The sequence below is a fragment of the Leifsonia sp. Leaf264 genome (assembly GCF_001422325.1).
Classification (GTDB): domain Bacteria; phylum Actinomycetota; class Actinomycetes; order Actinomycetales; family Microbacteriaceae; genus Orlajensenia.
The window spans coordinates 49,344-65,152 of record NZ_LMMR01000002.1 but is presented as its reverse complement, the minus strand read 5'-3'; the positions used below and the strand labels follow the sequence as shown (position 1 = coordinate 65,152).

Sequence of the window (15,809 nt, the reverse complement as noted above, 5' to 3'; positions counted from 1 at the left end):
CTTCACGGTGGACCCGGGTGATGTGGTGGCGCCGACGGTGACGTTGAACCAGGGTGCGACGCAGGTGGATCCGACCTCGGTGTCCCCGATCGTGTTCGACGTGGTGTTCTCGGAACCGGTGGTCGGGTTCACGGCATCCGATGTGGTGTTGGGCGGCACGGCGGGGGCGACGACGGTGGTGATCAGCGGTGCTGGTCCGGCGTACACGGTGTCGGTGTCNGTGGTCGGGTTCACGGCATCCGATGTGGTGTTGGGCGGCACGGCGGGGGCGACGACGGTGGTGATCAGCGGTGCTGGTCCGGCGTACACGGTGTCGGTGTCGGGCATGACGGTCGGGGGTGAGGTGTTCGCGACCATCCCTGCGGGGGCTGTGGTGGATGCGTCGCCGAATGCGAACCCGAGTGCGGCGTCGACGTCGGAGGACAACACCGTGATCTTCACGGTGGACCCGGGTGATGTGGTGGCGCCGACGGTGACGTTGAACCAGGGTGCGACGCAGGTGGATCCGACCTCGGTGTCCCCGATCGTGTTCGACGTGGTGTTCTCTGAGCCGGTTGTCGGGTTCACGGCATCCGATGTGGTGTTGGGCGGCACGGCGGGGGCGACGACGGTGGTGATCAGCGGTGCTGGTCCGGCGTACACGGTGTCGGTGTCCNGTCGGGTTCACGGCATCCGATGTGGTGTTGGGCGGCACGGCGGGGGCGACGACGGTGGTGATCAGCGGTGCTGGTCCGGCGTACACGGTGTCGGTGTCCGGGATGACGGTGGCGGGTGATGTGTTCGCGACGATCCCGGCGGGTGCTGTGGTGGATGCGTCACCGAATGCGAACCCGAGTGCGGCGTCGACGTCAGAGGACAACACCGTGTTGTGGACGCTGGTCTCCGAGCCTCCGGCCCTGACGATCGACGTGCCCGACGACATCGTGGTGCCGAACGACCCGGGTGAGGCTGGCGCCGAGGTCGCGTTCGCACTGCCCACCACGGCCGGTGGCGTTCCTCCCACGACTGTCGACTGCGATGCGGCATCCGGAGACTTCTTCCCGATCGGCGTCACCACCGTGAACTGCACCGCGACGGACTCCGACCAGTCGATGTTCGAGATCATCCTGTTCGCGGTGGTGGCCGACTCCTTCACGATCACCGTCGAAGACGTCGAGCCTCCGGTGATCGCCGACAATCCCGATCTCGTCCGCACGACTCCCGGGCCGTCCGTGGTCGTCGACTTCGTGAACCCCGTTGCGACCGACAACTCGGGAGACGATCCGACGGTCGAGTGCGTGCCGGCATCCGGCACCTCCTTCGCCGTCGGCGTCTCGACTGTGACCTGCACGGCGACGGATGCCGCGGGTAACACCGCGACGTCGAGCTTCACCGTGACTGTCACGACAGCGACCTCGGAGGAACCGACGCCGTCTCCCACGCCGACCCCGGGAAGTCCGGGCGATTCGGGTAGCCCTGGCGGCGGGACGAGCGGCGGCGGTGGATCGGGCACGGGCACGGGCACCATGGCGTCGACGGGAGTTGCGGCATCCGGCTCCCTGCACCTTGCCCTGCTGATGCTCATCGCGGGCGCCGCGCTGCTCCTGGCGACGCGACGTCGCTCCCACCCCGGGCGCTGAGGGCAAGCATCGTGGAGCGGCCGCCCGAAGCGCGGCCCCGTCGCCACTTGTGGCCGCTGGGGCGTGCGCGGCTCGCCACTTGTGGCCGCTGCGCCCTTGCAATGACCGGCCATGAGTGGCGAGTGGCCCATGTGGCGAGGGGATCGAGGGGCGAAGGGTTCACGAGGCGAGCGGCTCGAGCTGCCAGGGGGCGACTCGGGCCCGGCGCGCCCATGACGGGGGTGCGCGGCCGCGGCGGCCACGCTCCTACCCTTGGAGGCGATGGCGGGCCCCGGTGGCCGGCGCGCGAGGGGGCGGCCCATGGCTGAGTTCGAGGTGTGCGAGCTGCTGTGCGTCGGTGTCGGCGAGACGGCCCTCGACGTCGTGCGCGAACACCTGCGCCAGCAGGGGCATCCGGCGCTCATCCGCTACGACGTCGAGTCGCGCACTGTCGAGGCCCGCATCCTGGCAGCCGTCGGCGGTGGGCCGCTCATCGTGGTGCCCGTCGGTGACAGGGGATTCGCGCTCGAGGAGTGCACCACGCGGGCGGGATTCGAGGCACTCAGCGACAGGCTGCGTGCCCGAGTGATCGTCGACCGGAATCGCGGCGGCTACAGCCTCGGCACGCAGTACGAGTTCCCCTACGGAGCCTTCACCCCGCCCCGCGTGCTGTGGTTCTCGCCCACTGCGCAGGCGGGTGAGGCCGCCCTCGTCGCGCGATCGGTCGGCTTCCCCATCATCGCGGCGCCCATCGGCGATGGAGAGGCCCTCGTCGCCCCGCACGATCCGGGGGTGCTCCTCATGGCCTGGCACGCCATGCGCTCCCGAGCCGTGCTGATCTGGACCAACGGTGTGCACGGCGGGTTCGGCGTGTGGGATTCCGCGGGTCGCATCGTGCACCGCTGGGGTGAACATTGGTGGTGGGTCGATCCGAGTGACGGATCGGTGACGGATGCCGCAGGCCGCATCGTGCGCGACGCCCTTCTCGAGATCGCCGACCCGCCTCCGGACTTCGCGCGCATCGTCGCCGCGTTCGGGCTCGACGGGGCCGGCGCGCAGCGGCTGCGCCCGCTCATCGATCCGCCCGAGTTCTCCAACGACACCGTGGAGCGCTTCGTCGCCGCCGTCGGCCTGCCGAGTGGGCTGTCGGCGTTGGTCGGAGGGGGAGCGCTGGCGCATCGTCTGCCCGGCGCTCGGGACGTGCTGCCCGCATCGTGGTGGGCGGCGCTGCTGGCGCGCCTGTCTCCAGCACGCTGAGCGCTCGCGCGCCGGTTGTGGTCGCACCGCAGCGCCCGGCTCGCCAGTTGTGGCCGCACCGCAGTGCCCGGCTCGCCGGTTGTGGCCGCTGGGCCGCCGTGGGAGCGGCCATAAGTGGCGAGCGGGGCGAACAACCGAGCGCACGAGCGAGCACGAGCGAGCACGAGCGAGCGAGAAGAGGCGCAGCGACCCTAGGACCAGCGCGCACCGAGCGAGTGCGAGCCGGGCGGATGCGGCAGCGCGGCCGCGGCGAGCGCCGCAGCGACCTCCGCCGTGTCGTCGCGCACCATGCCGGCGGTGACCCGCACGAAGGCCGGCGCGCCCGGCACGTCCGTGGCCATGAATGCCGACCCGGCGGCGACCCTGATGCCGACCGCCGCCAGTTGCACCAGCGCCGATCGCTCGTCGGCCACCGGCAGCCAGGTGTTGATGCCGTCGGAACGCACCGGGGACGCGATGTCCCAGGTGGCGAGACCCGATGCGAGCGTGCGCTGTCGTGTGTAGTACTGGCGCCGCGCCTCGGCCACCTCGTCGATCGACTGGCCGTCGGTGAGCAGGTCGTAGAGGATGCGCTGCGTCATGCGCGACGTCCAGCCGGGTCCGAGCATCCGTCTGGCCACGATCCTGTCGACGATCCCGCTCGGTCCGCCGAGCGCTGCTATGCGCAAGTCGGGGCCGTGCGACTTCGAGAAGCTGCGCACGTGGAGTACCTGATCGGGCAGCCATTCGCCCAGGCTCACGTCGCCGGCCGTCGAGATCTGCCCCGAGTGGTCGTCCTCGATCACGATCAGCTGCGATCCGTTCGGATGGCCGCGGATGACCCGGGCCAACTCCTCGGCGCGGGCGCGCGGCATCGACGCCCCGGTCGGGTTCTGCGCCCGTGGCTGCAGGATGACGGCACTCGGATGCGACCCAAGAGCTGCCGAGAGAGAGGAGGGCAGCATGCCGTCGTCGTCGAGCGTGACGGGAACGCGCTCGGCGCCGAGGGCGTCGATGAGGTCGAAGAACGGAGGGAAGCCGGGACTCTCGACGACGACTCGATCGCCGAAGCGCACGACGGATTCGAGCGCGCGCGAGACGGCATCGAGGGCTCCGTCGACGACGGTGATGGCCTCGGGCGGGTAGGGCCAGGCCGCCCGCAGCACCCGTTCGAGCTCGGGGATGAGCGGGAGGTCGTGGTAGCTCGAGGTCTGGGCGCTCTGGGCTCCGGCCGACACCCGTGCCAGTGCCCGTGCGAGGCCGGGAAGCAGCAACGGATCGGGAGTGCCGCGCGACAGGTCGAGCCTGGCGTCGCCCGGATGCCCGGCCAGGCCCTGCGTGCGGGGCGGCAGCCAGGCGGCATCCGTGCTCCGCACGAAGCTGCCCGCGCGCCCCCGCGAGACGATGAGACCGGCGCGGGCGAGGGCCTGCCAGGCATGGCTGACTGTGGCCGGGCTCACTCCGATCTCACTCGCGACGACCCTCACCGTCGGGAGTCGATCGCCCGGCGCGAGCTCGCCGGACGTGATCTGGCGCGCGATCGAGGCCGCGATGTCGCGTGGCGACGACCCGTCGATGTGCTGGATCCACGAGTGCATGGCTTCATCGTGCATGGGTCTTGCCCTCCGGGAGGTGGGGAACCACAATGACTTACACGTACGTCACACAGTGAAACAAAAGAGAAATGTTTACGCCGAACAATAACAGAACGGACGAAGAGGTCCGGTTCGGCTTCAACCCTCGGCGTTGGTGACCTCGTAGTACCGCCATCGCCGGCAGATCCTTCGTGGAGGCAACCGGTCATGACCAGCGTCAGCAAGAGCACGAGTACCAGCACGAACACCGTGCGAGCAGCGATCACCCAGACGACCTGGACGGGCGACAAGGAATCGATGATCGCCAAGCACGAGCAGTTCGCCCGCGAGGCGAAGGAGCAGGGTGCGCAGGTCATCTGCTTCCAGGAGTTGTTCTACGGGCCGTACTTCGGCATCACCGAGGACGCGAAGTACTACGACTACGCCGAGCCTGCCGACGGTCCCATCGTGCAGCGCTTCGCGGCGCTGGCGAAGGAACTCGACCTGGTCATGATCCTCCCGATCTACGAGGAGGAGCAGCCCGGCGTCTACTACAACACCGCCGTGGTGGTCGACTCGGACGGCAGCATCCTCGGCTCGTACCGCAAGCACCACATCCCGAACCTCGACAGGTTCTGGGAGAAGTTCTACTTCCGCCCCGGCAACCTCGGCTACCCGGTCTTCGACACCGCCGTCGGCAAGATCGGCGTCTACATCTGCTACGACCGGCACTTCCCGGAGGGCTGGCGCGAGCTCGGCCTCAACGGCGCGCAGATCGTGTTCAACCCCAATGCGACCAAGCCCGGCCTCTCGAACCGTCTCTGGGAGATCGAGCAGCCTGCGGCCGCCGCCGCGAACGGCTACTTCGTGGCCGCCGCCAACAGGGTGGGCCTCGAGGACAACGAGTACGGCGACCTCGCCGTGAACTTCTACGGCAAGAGCCAGTTCGTCGACCCGCAGGGCAACATCATCGGCGAGTACGGCTCCGAGGAGCACGAGGAGGTCGTCGTGCGCGACCTCGACATGGACATGATCCGCCAGGTGCGCAACAACTGGCAGTTCTACCGCGACCGTCGTCCCGAGTCGTACACGTCCATCCCGAAGCCGTAGCCCACCGCGAAGGAGCGAACCATGGCAACGACCCTCATCACCAACGGCATCGTCGTCAGCGCCACTGGCCGCGCGGCGGCCGACGTGCTCATCGACGGGGAACGCATCACCGCAGTACTCGAGCCCGGCAGCGCTCTGCTGGGAACGGATGTCGCCTCAGCCGTGGACACCGTCATCGACGCCACGGGCAAGTACGTGATCCCGGGCGGCATCGACGCCCACACCCACATGCAGCTGCCGTTCGGCGGCACCGAGGCCTCCGACACCTTCGAGACCGGAACCCGGGCAGCCGCCTGGGGCGGAACGACGAGCATCGTCGACTTCGCGGTGCAGACCTACGGCCAGAAGATCCAGGACGGCCTCGCCGCCTGGCACGAGAAGGCGGCCGGCAACTGCGCCATCGACTACGGCTTCCACCAGATCGTCGGCGACGTGAACGACGAGTCGCTGCTCGCCATGCGCGGCCTGGTCGACGAGGGCATCTCGAGCTTCAAGCTCTTCATGGCCTACCCCGGCGTCTTCTACTCCGACGACGCGCAGATCCTCAAGGCCATGCAGCTCTCGCGCGACACCGGCATGCTCACGATGATGCACGCCGAGAACGGCCCGGCCATCGACGTTCTCGCGGCGCAGCTCGTAGAGCAGCGCAAGACCGACCCGTTCTACCACGGCAAGGCCCGCGCCTGGGAGATGGAGGAGGAGGCGACGCACCGCGCCATCATGCTCGCCAAGCTCACCGGCGCTCCGCTCTACGTCGTGCACGTCAGCGCCAAGCAGGCCGTCGAGCAGGTGGCCTGGGCCCGCGACAAGGGCCAGAACGTCTTCGCCGAGACCTGCCCGCAGTACCTCTACCTCTCGCTGGAGGAGCAGCTCGGCGCCGTCAGCGAGAAGTGGGGCGCCTTCGAGGGCGCCAAGTGGGTGTGCTCGACTCCGCTGCGCTCCCGCGAGGAGGGCCACCAGGACGCCATGTGGCAGTCGCTGCGCACCAACGACGTGCAGATGGTCTCCACCGACCACTGCCCGTTCTGCATGAAGGACCAGAAGGAGCTCGGCCTCGGCGACTTCCGCAAGATCCCGAACGGCATCGGCTCGATCGAGCACCGCATGGACCTCATGTACCAGGGCGTCGTGACCGGCGAGATCACCCTCGAGCGCTGGGTGGAGCTCACCAGCACCACCCCGGCGCGCATGTTCGGGCTCTACGGCAAGAAGGGCGTGATCCAGCCGGGGGCGGATGCCGACATCGTCGTCTACGACCCGAACGGGCACACCTCCATCGGCATGCCGGTCGACGAGCACGGCCACCCGACCGGCCGCAGCCACCACATGAACATGGACCACTCCGCGTGGGAGGGCTTCGAGGTCGACGGTCACGTCGACACCGTCATCTCGCGCGGCAAGGTCGTCGTCGACGGCAACCAGTACCTCGGTGCCAAGGGCGACGGTCGGTTCCTCAAGCGCGGCCTCTCGCAGTACCTGATCTAGGAGACCCCATGGATTTCGGAGCAGTCCTCCAGACCAACCCGCCGGCGTCGCGCACTGTGCAGCTCGCCAAGCTCGCCGAGAATCACGGCTTCAGCCACGTGTGGACCTTCGACTCGCACCTGCTCTGGCAGGAGCCCTACGTGATCTACAGCGCCATCCTCGCGGAGACCCGCAAGGTGATCATCGGGCCCATGGTCACGAACCCGGCCACCCGCGACTGGACCGTGACGGCATCGGTCTTCGCCACTCTCAACGAGATGTACGGCAACCGCACCATCGTCGGAATCGGTCGCGGCGACTCGGCCGTGCGGGTGACGAACGGCGCGCCGACCAACCTCAAGACCCTGCGCGAGTCGATCCACGTCATCAGGGAGCTGGGCAACTCGCGCTCGGTCGAGTACAACGGCTCGCAGCTGCAGTTCCCCTGGAGCCGCGGCTCGCAGCTCGACGTGTGGGTGGCCGCCTATGGTCCGCTGGCGCTCAAGCTCACGGGTGAGGTCGGCGACGGCTTCATCCTGCAGCTCGCCGATCTCGACATCGCCGCCTGGATGATCAAGACGGTCCGGGATGCCGCTGAGGCAGCCGGGCGGGACCCGATGTCGATCAAGTTCTGCGTTGCCGCGCCCATGTACATCGGCGACGACTGGGAGCACATGCGCGACCAGTGCCGCTGGTTCGGCGGGATGGTCGGCAACCACGTGGCCGACATCGTCTCGAAGTACGGCGAGCACGGTGCCGTCCCCGATGCCCTCACCGACTACATCAAGGCGCGCGAGAGCTACGACTACAACGAGCACGGGCGCGCGGGCAACTCGCACACCAGCTTCGTGCCCGACGAGATCGTCGACAGGTTCTGCATCCTCGGCACCGCAGAACAGCACATCGAGAAGCTCGAGGCTCTGAAGGCCCTCGGCGTCGACCAGTTCGCCGGATACCTGCAGCACGACAACAAGGAGGAGACCCTCCGCGTCTACGGCGAGACCGTCATCCCGGCGCTCTCCGACCACATCACGGCGAAGGCGTGAGCGTGTCCGAGGCGCTGAAGGCGGTCGACGCGGGGTCGATCGGCACGGTGCCCGGAATCGTCGAGGCCGGGGTGCCTCGTCGGATGCGGGGCGGTGCCTCCCTCCGCCGGTTCCTCCTCGGTGCGCTCGGCATCGTGCTGCTCGCCGCGGTCTGGGAGATCTACAAGGCCCTGGGTCCAGCCGATGGCGTCGTCATCGGTGGGGTGACAGTGCTGCCGCGCACCACCGACCTCGCCATGCCGCACGTATGGGACATGATCGGGCGCCTGTTCGAGCCTGTCTCCAGCGCAGCCGGCGCGCTGCCGATGTGGCAGGCCGTGCTCCAGGCCTCGGCGTTCAGCCTGGGGGTGGCATCCGTCGGCTGGATCGCCGGCGTCGTGGTCGGTCTGTTCCTCGCCCTACTCATGCAGCGCTTCATCACCGCCGAGGCTGCGCTGTTCCCGTGGATCGTGCTCAGCCAGACCGTGCCGCTCATCGCCATCGCCCCGTTGGTGCGGCGCTGGGGAGCGCAGATCCAGATCGGCTCGTTCGAGTGGGAGCCGTGGATGTCCGTGGCCCTCATCGCCAGCTACCTCGCCTTCTTCCCCATCTCGATCGGTGCCCTGCGCGGACTCAACTCGCCCGACACCAACCACGTCGAACTCATGCGCAGCTACGGCGTGGGCTGGTGGACGACCCTGTTCCGCCTCCGGCTCCCCGCCAGCGTGCCGTACCTGCTTCCTGCGCTCCGCCTCGGAGCAGCGAGCGCCGTCATCGGCACGATCGTCGCCGAGGTGTCCATCGGCCTGCGCGGCGGCATCGGCCGCATGGTCGTCGAGTTCGCCGCAGCTGCCGGCGGCGATCCGGCCAAACCCTGGGCGCCCATCTTCGGCGCCGTCCTCGTGGGGCTCGTCGCCGCGGGCTTCGTCAGTCTCATCGGCGTGTTCCTGCGTCGCTACCGCCGTGGAGAGGTTCCAGCATGAGTCAGTCCGTTCCCGAGGCCACCGCTCCGGCAGCAGCGGCATCCGACGCCGTCACCGTCACCGGCGTCTCGCGCGTGTTCTCCGGGCGCCGCGGCGAGTCGACGGTCACAGCCCTCGACGGCATCGACCTCACGGTCTCGCCCGGCGAGTTCGTGAGCCTGATCGGGCCGAGCGGATGCGGCAAGTCCACCCTGCTGCGTCTCATCGCCGACCTCGACCAGCCCACGGCCGGCGACATCAGCGTCTTCGGGAAGACGGCCAAGAAGGCCCGCCTCGACCAGGAGTACGGCATCGCCTTCCAGCAGGCTGGACTCCTGCCGTGGCGCAGCGTCGCCGCCAACATCGAGCTGCCGCTGCAGCTGCACGGCGTGAGCTCGGCCGACCGCCGGACGCGCACGACCGAACTGCTCGAGCTCGTCGGCCTCGGCGACTTCGGCTCCAAGTACCCCGACCAGCTCTCGGGCGGCATGCAGCAGCGCGTCGCCATCGCCAGGGCCCTCGCCGAGAGCCCCAACCTGCTCCTCATGGACGAACCGTTCGGTGCGCTCGACGAGATGACGCGCGAACGGATGCAGAACGAGCTGGTGCGCATCTGCGGCGAGACGAAGGCGGCCGTGGTGTTCGTGACCCACAGCATCCCCGAGGCCGTCTTCCTGTCCAATCGCGTGGTCGTGATGTCGCCGCGGCCCGGACGCATCCGCGGCATCCTGCCCATCGCGCTCGGCTCCTCGGCCCAGCGCGGCGAGGGGCTGCGCGAGGCCGACGGCTTCTTCGACGCCGTCAGCGAGGTGCGCGAGCTGCTGCACGGTGAGCCCGCAGCGGCCGGGGCGCGAGGGGTCGAGAACCGATGAGGCCCGCGATCGGCTCGACGAGGGCGGTGGTCGCTCCGCTCGTGCTGGGCATCGGGGCACTGCTCATCTGGCAGCTCGCCGTCATGGCCCTCGACATCAAGCCGTTCGTGCTGCCGAGCCCGGTGGCGATCGGCACCCAGTTCGTCGACAACATCCCGACGGTGTGGGCGGCATCCGTGATCACGGGAACGAATGCGCTCATCGGCCTCATCGTCGGCGGGATCGTCGGCGTGGTGGCCGCCGTCATCGCCGCGTTGCTGCCGATCGTCGACGAGCTGAGCGCCGGACTCGTCGCCGCCCTCTCGGTCATCCCGATCGTGGCGCTGGCCCCGGTGCTCTACTCGATGTTCGGCGCCGCCGAGGAGACGGCCCGGCAGATCGTTGCCGCGATCGCCGTGTTCATCCCCGTCTACCTCAACTCGCTCCGCGGTCTGCGCCAGGTGCGTCCGGTGCACCGCGACCTGATGCGCGCGACGGCGGCGACCCCGTGGCAGGCCACCAGGGTCGTCACGCTGCCGACGGCCACGCCGTTCGTGTTCACCGGGCTGCGCATCGCATCGTCGCTCGCCGTCATCTCCGCCCTCATCGCCGAGTACTTCGGAGGCCCGGTCGGCGGTCTCGGCAAGTCGATCACCTCGGCGGCGTCGAGCAGCAACTACGCGCTCGCCTGGGCTTACGTGCTCGGATCCATCGTTCTCGGCCTGCTGTTCTACGGAGCGACCCTGGCCCTCGAGAGACTCGCGTCTCGGCATCGTCCGAGCGCGTAATCGTGCGCCGGTCATCCGGCCACGTTGCACCACACCAAGAGGCACCTGAAGGAGGAAGAAATGAAACGCAGCAGACAGTACGTCATCGGCACGGCAGCAGCACTGGCCGTCTCGGCACTCGTTCTCAGCGGATGCAGCAGCACCGGCAGCGACTCGGACAGCACGTCGGACGCCGGCGGTGAACTCACCCCCGTGAAGCTCCAGCTCCAGTGGTTCTCCCAAGCCCAGTTCGCCGGCTACTACGCCGCCGTCGACCAGGGCTACTACGAGGATGAGGGCCTCGACGTCGAGATCGTGGAGGGCGGCGCCGACATCGTCCCGCAGGATGCGCTGGCCTCCGGCGATGTCGACTACGCCATCTCGTGGGTCCCGAAAGTGCTCGGTTCCATCGAGCAGGGCGCTCACATCACCGACGTCGCGCAGATCTTCGAGCGCAGCGCGACCACCCAGATCTCGTTCAAGGACAAGGACATCACCTCGCCGTCCGACCTGGCCGGCAAGAAGGTGGGCAGCTGGGGCTACGGCAACGAGTGGGAGCTCTTCGCTGGCATGCAGAAGGACGGCGTCGACGTCGGAGACATCTCGCTCGTGCAGCAGGCCTTCGACATGAACGGCTTCCTCGCCGGCGACATCGACGCGGCCCAGGCCATGACCTACAACGAGTACGCGCAGGTGCTGGAGACGAAGAACCCGGCGACGGGCGAGCTCTACCAGCCCGACGACCTCAACGTCATCAACTGGAACGACGTCGGAACAGCCATGCTCCAGGATGCGATCTGGGCGGATGCCGACAAGCTCGCCGACGACAAGGACTACGCCGACACCACGGTCAAGTTCATCAAGGCCTCCATCAAGGGCTGGGTCTACGCGCGCGACAACGCCGAGAAGGCAGCCGGCATCGTGACGGCGGCGGGATCGACGCTCGGCGCGAGCCACCAGCTGTGGATGACCAACGAGGTCAACAAGCTGATCTGGCCCTCGACCAACGGCGTCGGAATGATTGACGAGGCCGCCTGGAAGCAGACGGTCGACATCGCGATGAAGACGAAGAACGAGACCGGCGCGACCATCATCACGACCGATCCGCCGGCCGACGCCTACTCGAACGAGTACGTGGAGAAGGCTCTCGCCGAGCTGAAGGACGAAGGCGTCGACACCACCGGTGCCGACTTCGAGCCCATCGACGTCACCCTCGCCGAGGGCGGCAACTAAGCAGTACTCGTTGATCGAGTAGCGCCCGACGGAGTCGGACGCGTATCGAGATCACCTCACCGGGTCTCGATACGCGTCCTCGCTCCGCTCGGTCGCTACTCGACCAGCGGTGGATGAAAGGCACTCAGCATGACCGACCTGGAACTCTCCGAACTCGACGACCGCACGCGCGAGCTCGACGCTGCGCACGTCTTCCACTCCTGGTCGGCGCAGGCCGGGCTGAACCCGTTGGTGATCGCCGGCGGTTCCGGTTCCCGCGTGTGGGACCACGCCGGGCGCAGCTGGCTCGACTTCTCCTCGCAGCTGGTGAACACGAACATCGGCCACCAGCATCCGTCGGTCATAGCGGCCATCCACGAACAGGCCGACCTGCTGGCGACAGTCGCGCCGGCCACGGCCAACCTCGCCCGCGGCGAGGCCGCCAAGCGCATCACCGACCGCGCCCCGGCCGGCTTCTCCAAGGTCTTCTTCACCAATGGAGGGGCGGATGCGAACGAGAACGCCATCCGCATGGCGCGCCTGTACACGGGCCGCGACAAGATCCTCTCGACCTACCGCTCGTACCACGGCAACACCGGAGCCGCCGTGGTCGCGACCGGAGACTGGCGACGCGTGCCGAATGAGTACGCCCGCGGGCACGTGCACTTCTTCGGCCCATGGCTCTACCGCAGCGAGTTCTGGGCGACGACGCCCGAGCAGGAGTCGGAGCGCGCCCTGCGCCACCTCGAGCGCGTCATCCAGTCGGAGGGACCGTCGTCGATCGCGGCCATCCTGCTCGAGACCATCCCCGGCACGGCCGGCGTGCTGATTCCCCCGCCCGGCTACCTCGCCGGGGTGCGGGCCATCGCCGACCGCTACGGCATCCTCATCATCACCGACGAGGTGATGTGCGGCTTCGGCCGCACCGGCCGGTGGTTCGCCTTCGAGGGCTACGACCTCGTGCCCGACCTCATCACCTTCGCCAAGGGCGTGAACTCGGGCTACGTTCCGGCCGGCGGCGTGATCATCTCCGACGCCATCGCGGCGACCTGGGACACCGCGGTCTTCCCCGGCGGCCTCACCTACAGCGGGCATCCGCTCGCCATGGCAGCCATCGTCGGTGCCCTCGACGCGATGAGCTCGGAGGGCATCGTCGAGAACGCCGCCCGGGTGGGGCGGGAGGCCATCGGTCCCGGACTCGCCGAGCTGTTCGCCAAGCACGAGATCATCGGTGAGGTGCGTGGGGAGGGCGTGTTCTGGGCCCTCGAGCTCGTCGCGGACCGCGAGACCCGCGAGCCCGTGAGCGCCGCCGTCATCGGGCACATCAAGGGTGCGCTGGTGGAACGCGGACTGCTGCCGTTCACCGCCGACAACCGCATCCATGTCGTGCCGCCCTGCACCGTCACCGACGACGAGGTCGCCGAGGCGCTCGCCACCTACGACGAGGTGCTCTCACTCCCGCTGGCCGAGTAGCGCCGACGACGTCGACGCGCATCGAGACCACATCCACCTCACCTCAGAACCCACGAACACAGATCGGACCCATCATGACCACCACGCTCGACCACTGGATCAACGGAGCTGCCAGTGCTGGGGAGTCGACGCGCACAGCGCCCGTCTACGACCCCGCGAAGGGCATCGTGCAGAAGGAGGTGCGGCTGGGCAGCGTCGCCGATGTGGGCGCAGCGGTCGCTGCAGCGGCAGCAGCGTTCCCGGCCTGGAACGAGACCTCGATCGCGCGTCGCCAGCAGGTGATGTTCGCGTTCCGCGAGCTGCTGAACTCACGCAAGGGCGAGCTCGCCGAGATCCTCACCAGCGAACACGGCAAGGTGCTCTCGGATGCCGGCGGTGAGATCGCGCGCGGCCTCGAGGTGGTGGAGTTCGCCTGCGGCATCGCCCACCTCACCAAGGGCGACTACTCCGAGAACGTCTCCACCGGCGTCGACGTCTACACGGTGCGCCAGCCGCTCGGGGTCGTCGGCATCATCTCGCCGTTCAACTTCCCGGCCATGGTGCCGCTCTGGTTCTTCCCCATCGCTATCGCGGCCGGTAACACCGTCGTGCTGAAGCCGAGCGAGAAGGACCCGTCGGCCGCCATCTGGATGGCCGAGCTGTTCGCCGAGGCCGGGCTGCCGGCCGGCGTCTTCAATGTGGTGCACGGCGACAAGGAGGCCGTCGACGCGCTGTTGACGCATCCGGATGTCGCCTCCATCTCCTTCGTCGGCTCGACGCCGATCGCCCAGTACATCTACGAGACCGCCTCGGCCAACGGCAAGCGCGTGCAGGCCCTCGGCGGCGCCAAGAACCACATGCTGGTGCTGCCGGATGCCGATCTCGACCTCACTGCCGACGCCGCCGTGAACGCCGGCTTCGGGTCTGCGGGCGAGCGCTGCATGGCCATCTCGGTGGTGCTCGCCGTCGACTCCATCGCCGACGAGTTGGTGGCGAAGATCACCGAGCGCATGGCCGGACTGACGACCGGCGACGGTCGCCGCTCCTGCGACATGGGACCGCTGATCACCGAGGTGCATCGCGACAAGGTGGCGTCCTACATCGACGTCGCCGCGACCGACGGCGCGACCGTGGTCGTCGACGGACGCGACGGCGAGTTCGACGGGGCGGCCGAGGGGTTCTGGCTCGGCCCGACCCTCATCGACAAGGTGCCGCTCACGTCATCGGTCTACACCGACGAGATCTTCGGCCCCGTGCTGTCGATCGTGCGCGTCTCCTCCTATGAGGAGGGGCTCGGCATCATCAACGACGGGAAGTACGGGAACGGAACGGCCATCTTCACAAACGACGGCGGCGCCGCGCGGCGCTTCCAGCGCGAGGTGCAGGTGGGCATGGTGGGCGTCAACGTGCCGATCCCCGTGCCCGTGGCGTACCACTCCTTCGGCGGCTGGAAGGCCTCCCTGTTCGGCGACGCGAAGGCCTACGGCCCTGCTGGCGTCCAGTTCTTCACCCGCGAGAAGGCGATCACGTCGCGCTGGCTCGACCCGAGCCACGGCGGCATCAACCTGGGCTTCCCGCAGCACGACTGAGCGTCATCTCGCTGGTTGAGTAGGCCGCGAGCGCAGCGAGCAGCCGTATCGAAACCACCCGTCACGGCGGATCTCGATACGCGTCCTCGCTGCGCTCGGGCGCTACTCGATCAGCGGGTGGCGAACGCCGCGATGCGCGCCTGCGCCTCCGGCGTTCCGAACGCGGCGCCGATGGTGCGCGCCTCGTCGTCGAGGTTCTGCTGGAAACTGCGCCCGCTGCTCGCCAGCAGGAGCCGCTTCGCCTGGCCGAAAGCCCCGGTCGCGCCGGCCAGCCAGGCCTCGGCGATCGCCCGTGCTCGCTGGCCGACGGCGTCCGCGTCCACGACCTCGGTCACCAGGCCCCAATCGAGAGCCTCGGCTGCCGTCAGCCGGCGTGACGTCAGGGTGAGCTCGAGTGCCCGCCGCATGCCGACGGCCTCGGGCAGCAGGGTGCTCACGCCGCAGTCCGGAGTGAGGCCGATGTCGGAGTACTTGCTCGCGAAGCTGGCCTGGTCGGACGCCACGATCACGTCGGCGCACAGCATGAAGCCGAGCCCGCCGCCGGCGACGGCGCCCTGCACGGCAGCCACGATGGGCTTGCCGCTCTCCCGGAAGAACACGTGGCCGGCGTGGATCACGTCGGCGTGCGCGGCGATGGCCGATCCGTCCCCCACCGTCGTGCCCATCTCGCGCACGTCGCCCCCGGCGCAGAACGCCCGGCCGGCCGCATCGAAGAGCACGGCGCCGATGTCGTCGCGCTCGGCGATCTCGCGCCCGATGTCGCGCCATCGTTCGGCGGCCTCGGGGTTGATCGCGTTGAGACGCTCGGGACGGTTGAGGGTGACGTGGGCGAGCCCGTCCGTCACCTCGAGGAGAATCGTGTCGCTCATCAGCGGCAGCCTACTCACCCGTCGCTCGGGCGCGGCACGCACTGTGGCATCCGACATCCGAAGCCGCCGTCGAGGGCCGACGAGTGACGGATATCGACGG

The 15,809-nt window shown here is 68.7% G+C and carries 13 protein-coding genes; 11 read left to right on the top strand and 2 right to left on the bottom strand.

Features of this window, described 5'->3' with window-relative positions:
- Positions 1-863 precede the first annotated feature (863 nt).
- Together ASF30_RS05475 and ASF30_RS05470 are read left to right on the top strand one after the other, a co-directional pair.
- Entirely contained in the window at positions 864-1,619 is a 756-nt protein-coding gene (locus tag ASF30_RS05475) for an HYR domain-containing protein (protein ID WP_235480278.1), read from the top strand.
- Between the two features lie 300 nt (positions 1,620-1,919).
- On the top strand, positions 1,920-2,855 hold the full coding sequence (locus ASF30_RS05470; protein ID WP_055902694.1) for a hypothetical protein: 936 nt from the start codon (positions 1,920-1,922) through the stop codon (positions 2,853-2,855).
- A gap of 191 nt (positions 2,856-3,046) precedes the next feature.
- On the opposite strand, the gene ASF30_RS05465 is transcribed toward ASF30_RS05470, so the two are convergent.
- Positions 3,047-4,432: an aminotransferase class I/II-fold pyridoxal phosphate-dependent enzyme gene (locus ASF30_RS05465; RefSeq protein ID WP_082467489.1), complete on the bottom strand. Its 1,386-nt coding sequence runs from the start codon at positions 4,430-4,432 to the stop codon at positions 3,047-3,049.
- Between the two features lie 204 nt (positions 4,433-4,636).
- Between ASF30_RS05465 and ASF30_RS05460 the strand changes: the two genes are divergently transcribed.
- The 9 genes from ASF30_RS05460 to ASF30_RS05420 all read left to right on the top strand — a co-directional run bounded on the left by ASF30_RS05460 (position 4,637) and on the right by ASF30_RS05420 (position 14,840).
- Positions 4,637-5,518 carry a nitrilase-related carbon-nitrogen hydrolase gene (locus ASF30_RS05460; protein ID WP_055902689.1) on the top strand — a complete coding sequence of 294 codons (882 nt, stop codon included), beginning with the start codon at positions 4,637-4,639 and terminating at the stop codon, positions 5,516-5,518.
- Between the two features lie 21 nt (positions 5,519-5,539).
- Positions 5,540-7,003, top strand: a complete 1,464-nt coding sequence (hydA, locus tag ASF30_RS05455; protein WP_055902685.1) for a dihydropyrimidinase — start codon at positions 5,540-5,542, stop codon at positions 7,001-7,003.
- An 8-nt stretch (positions 7,004-7,011) separates the two neighbouring features.
- Entirely contained in the window at positions 7,012-8,028 is a 1,017-nt protein-coding gene (locus tag ASF30_RS05450; protein ID WP_055902683.1) for a TIGR03842 family LLM class F420-dependent oxidoreductase, read from the top strand.
- The gene (locus ASF30_RS05445) at positions 8,025-8,990 is read left to right on the top strand and encodes an ABC transporter permease (RefSeq protein WP_442914951.1); all 966 of its coding nucleotides are present in this window, start codon (positions 8,025-8,027) and stop codon (positions 8,988-8,990) included. Before ASF30_RS05450 ends, ASF30_RS05445 begins: the two co-directional genes overlap by 4 nt.
- Positions 8,987-9,841 (top strand): ABC transporter ATP-binding protein, encoded by an 855-nt coding sequence (locus ASF30_RS05440; protein ID WP_055902680.1) that lies wholly within the window; start codon positions 8,987-8,989, stop codon positions 9,839-9,841. Before ASF30_RS05445 ends, ASF30_RS05440 begins: the two co-directional genes overlap by 4 nt.
- Positions 9,838-10,608, top strand: a complete 771-nt coding sequence (locus ASF30_RS05435; RefSeq protein WP_055902677.1) for an ABC transporter permease — start codon at positions 9,838-9,840, stop codon at positions 10,606-10,608. Before ASF30_RS05440 ends, ASF30_RS05435 begins: the two co-directional genes overlap by 4 nt.
- 60 nt (positions 10,609-10,668) lie before the next feature.
- The gene (locus ASF30_RS05430; protein ID WP_055902674.1) at positions 10,669-11,820 is read left to right on the top strand and encodes an ABC transporter substrate-binding protein; all 1,152 of its coding nucleotides are present in this window, start codon (positions 10,669-10,671) and stop codon (positions 11,818-11,820) included.
- A 129-nt stretch (positions 11,821-11,949) separates the two neighbouring features.
- A complete protein-coding gene (locus ASF30_RS05425) occupies positions 11,950-13,272 on the top strand; it encodes an aspartate aminotransferase family protein (RefSeq protein ID WP_055902671.1) in 1,323 nt (440 codons plus the stop codon).
- 74 nt (positions 13,273-13,346) lie between these two features.
- Positions 13,347-14,840 (top strand): CoA-acylating methylmalonate-semialdehyde dehydrogenase, encoded by a 1,494-nt coding sequence (locus tag ASF30_RS05420; RefSeq protein ID WP_055902668.1) that lies wholly within the window; start codon positions 13,347-13,349, stop codon positions 14,838-14,840.
- 110 nt (positions 14,841-14,950) lie between these two features.
- Here ASF30_RS05420 and ASF30_RS05415 read toward each other — a convergent pair whose 3' ends face one another.
- A complete protein-coding gene (locus ASF30_RS05415; protein WP_055902666.1) occupies positions 14,951-15,709 on the bottom strand; it encodes an enoyl-CoA hydratase/isomerase family protein in 759 nt (252 codons plus the stop codon).
- Positions 15,710-15,809 lie beyond the last annotated feature (100 nt).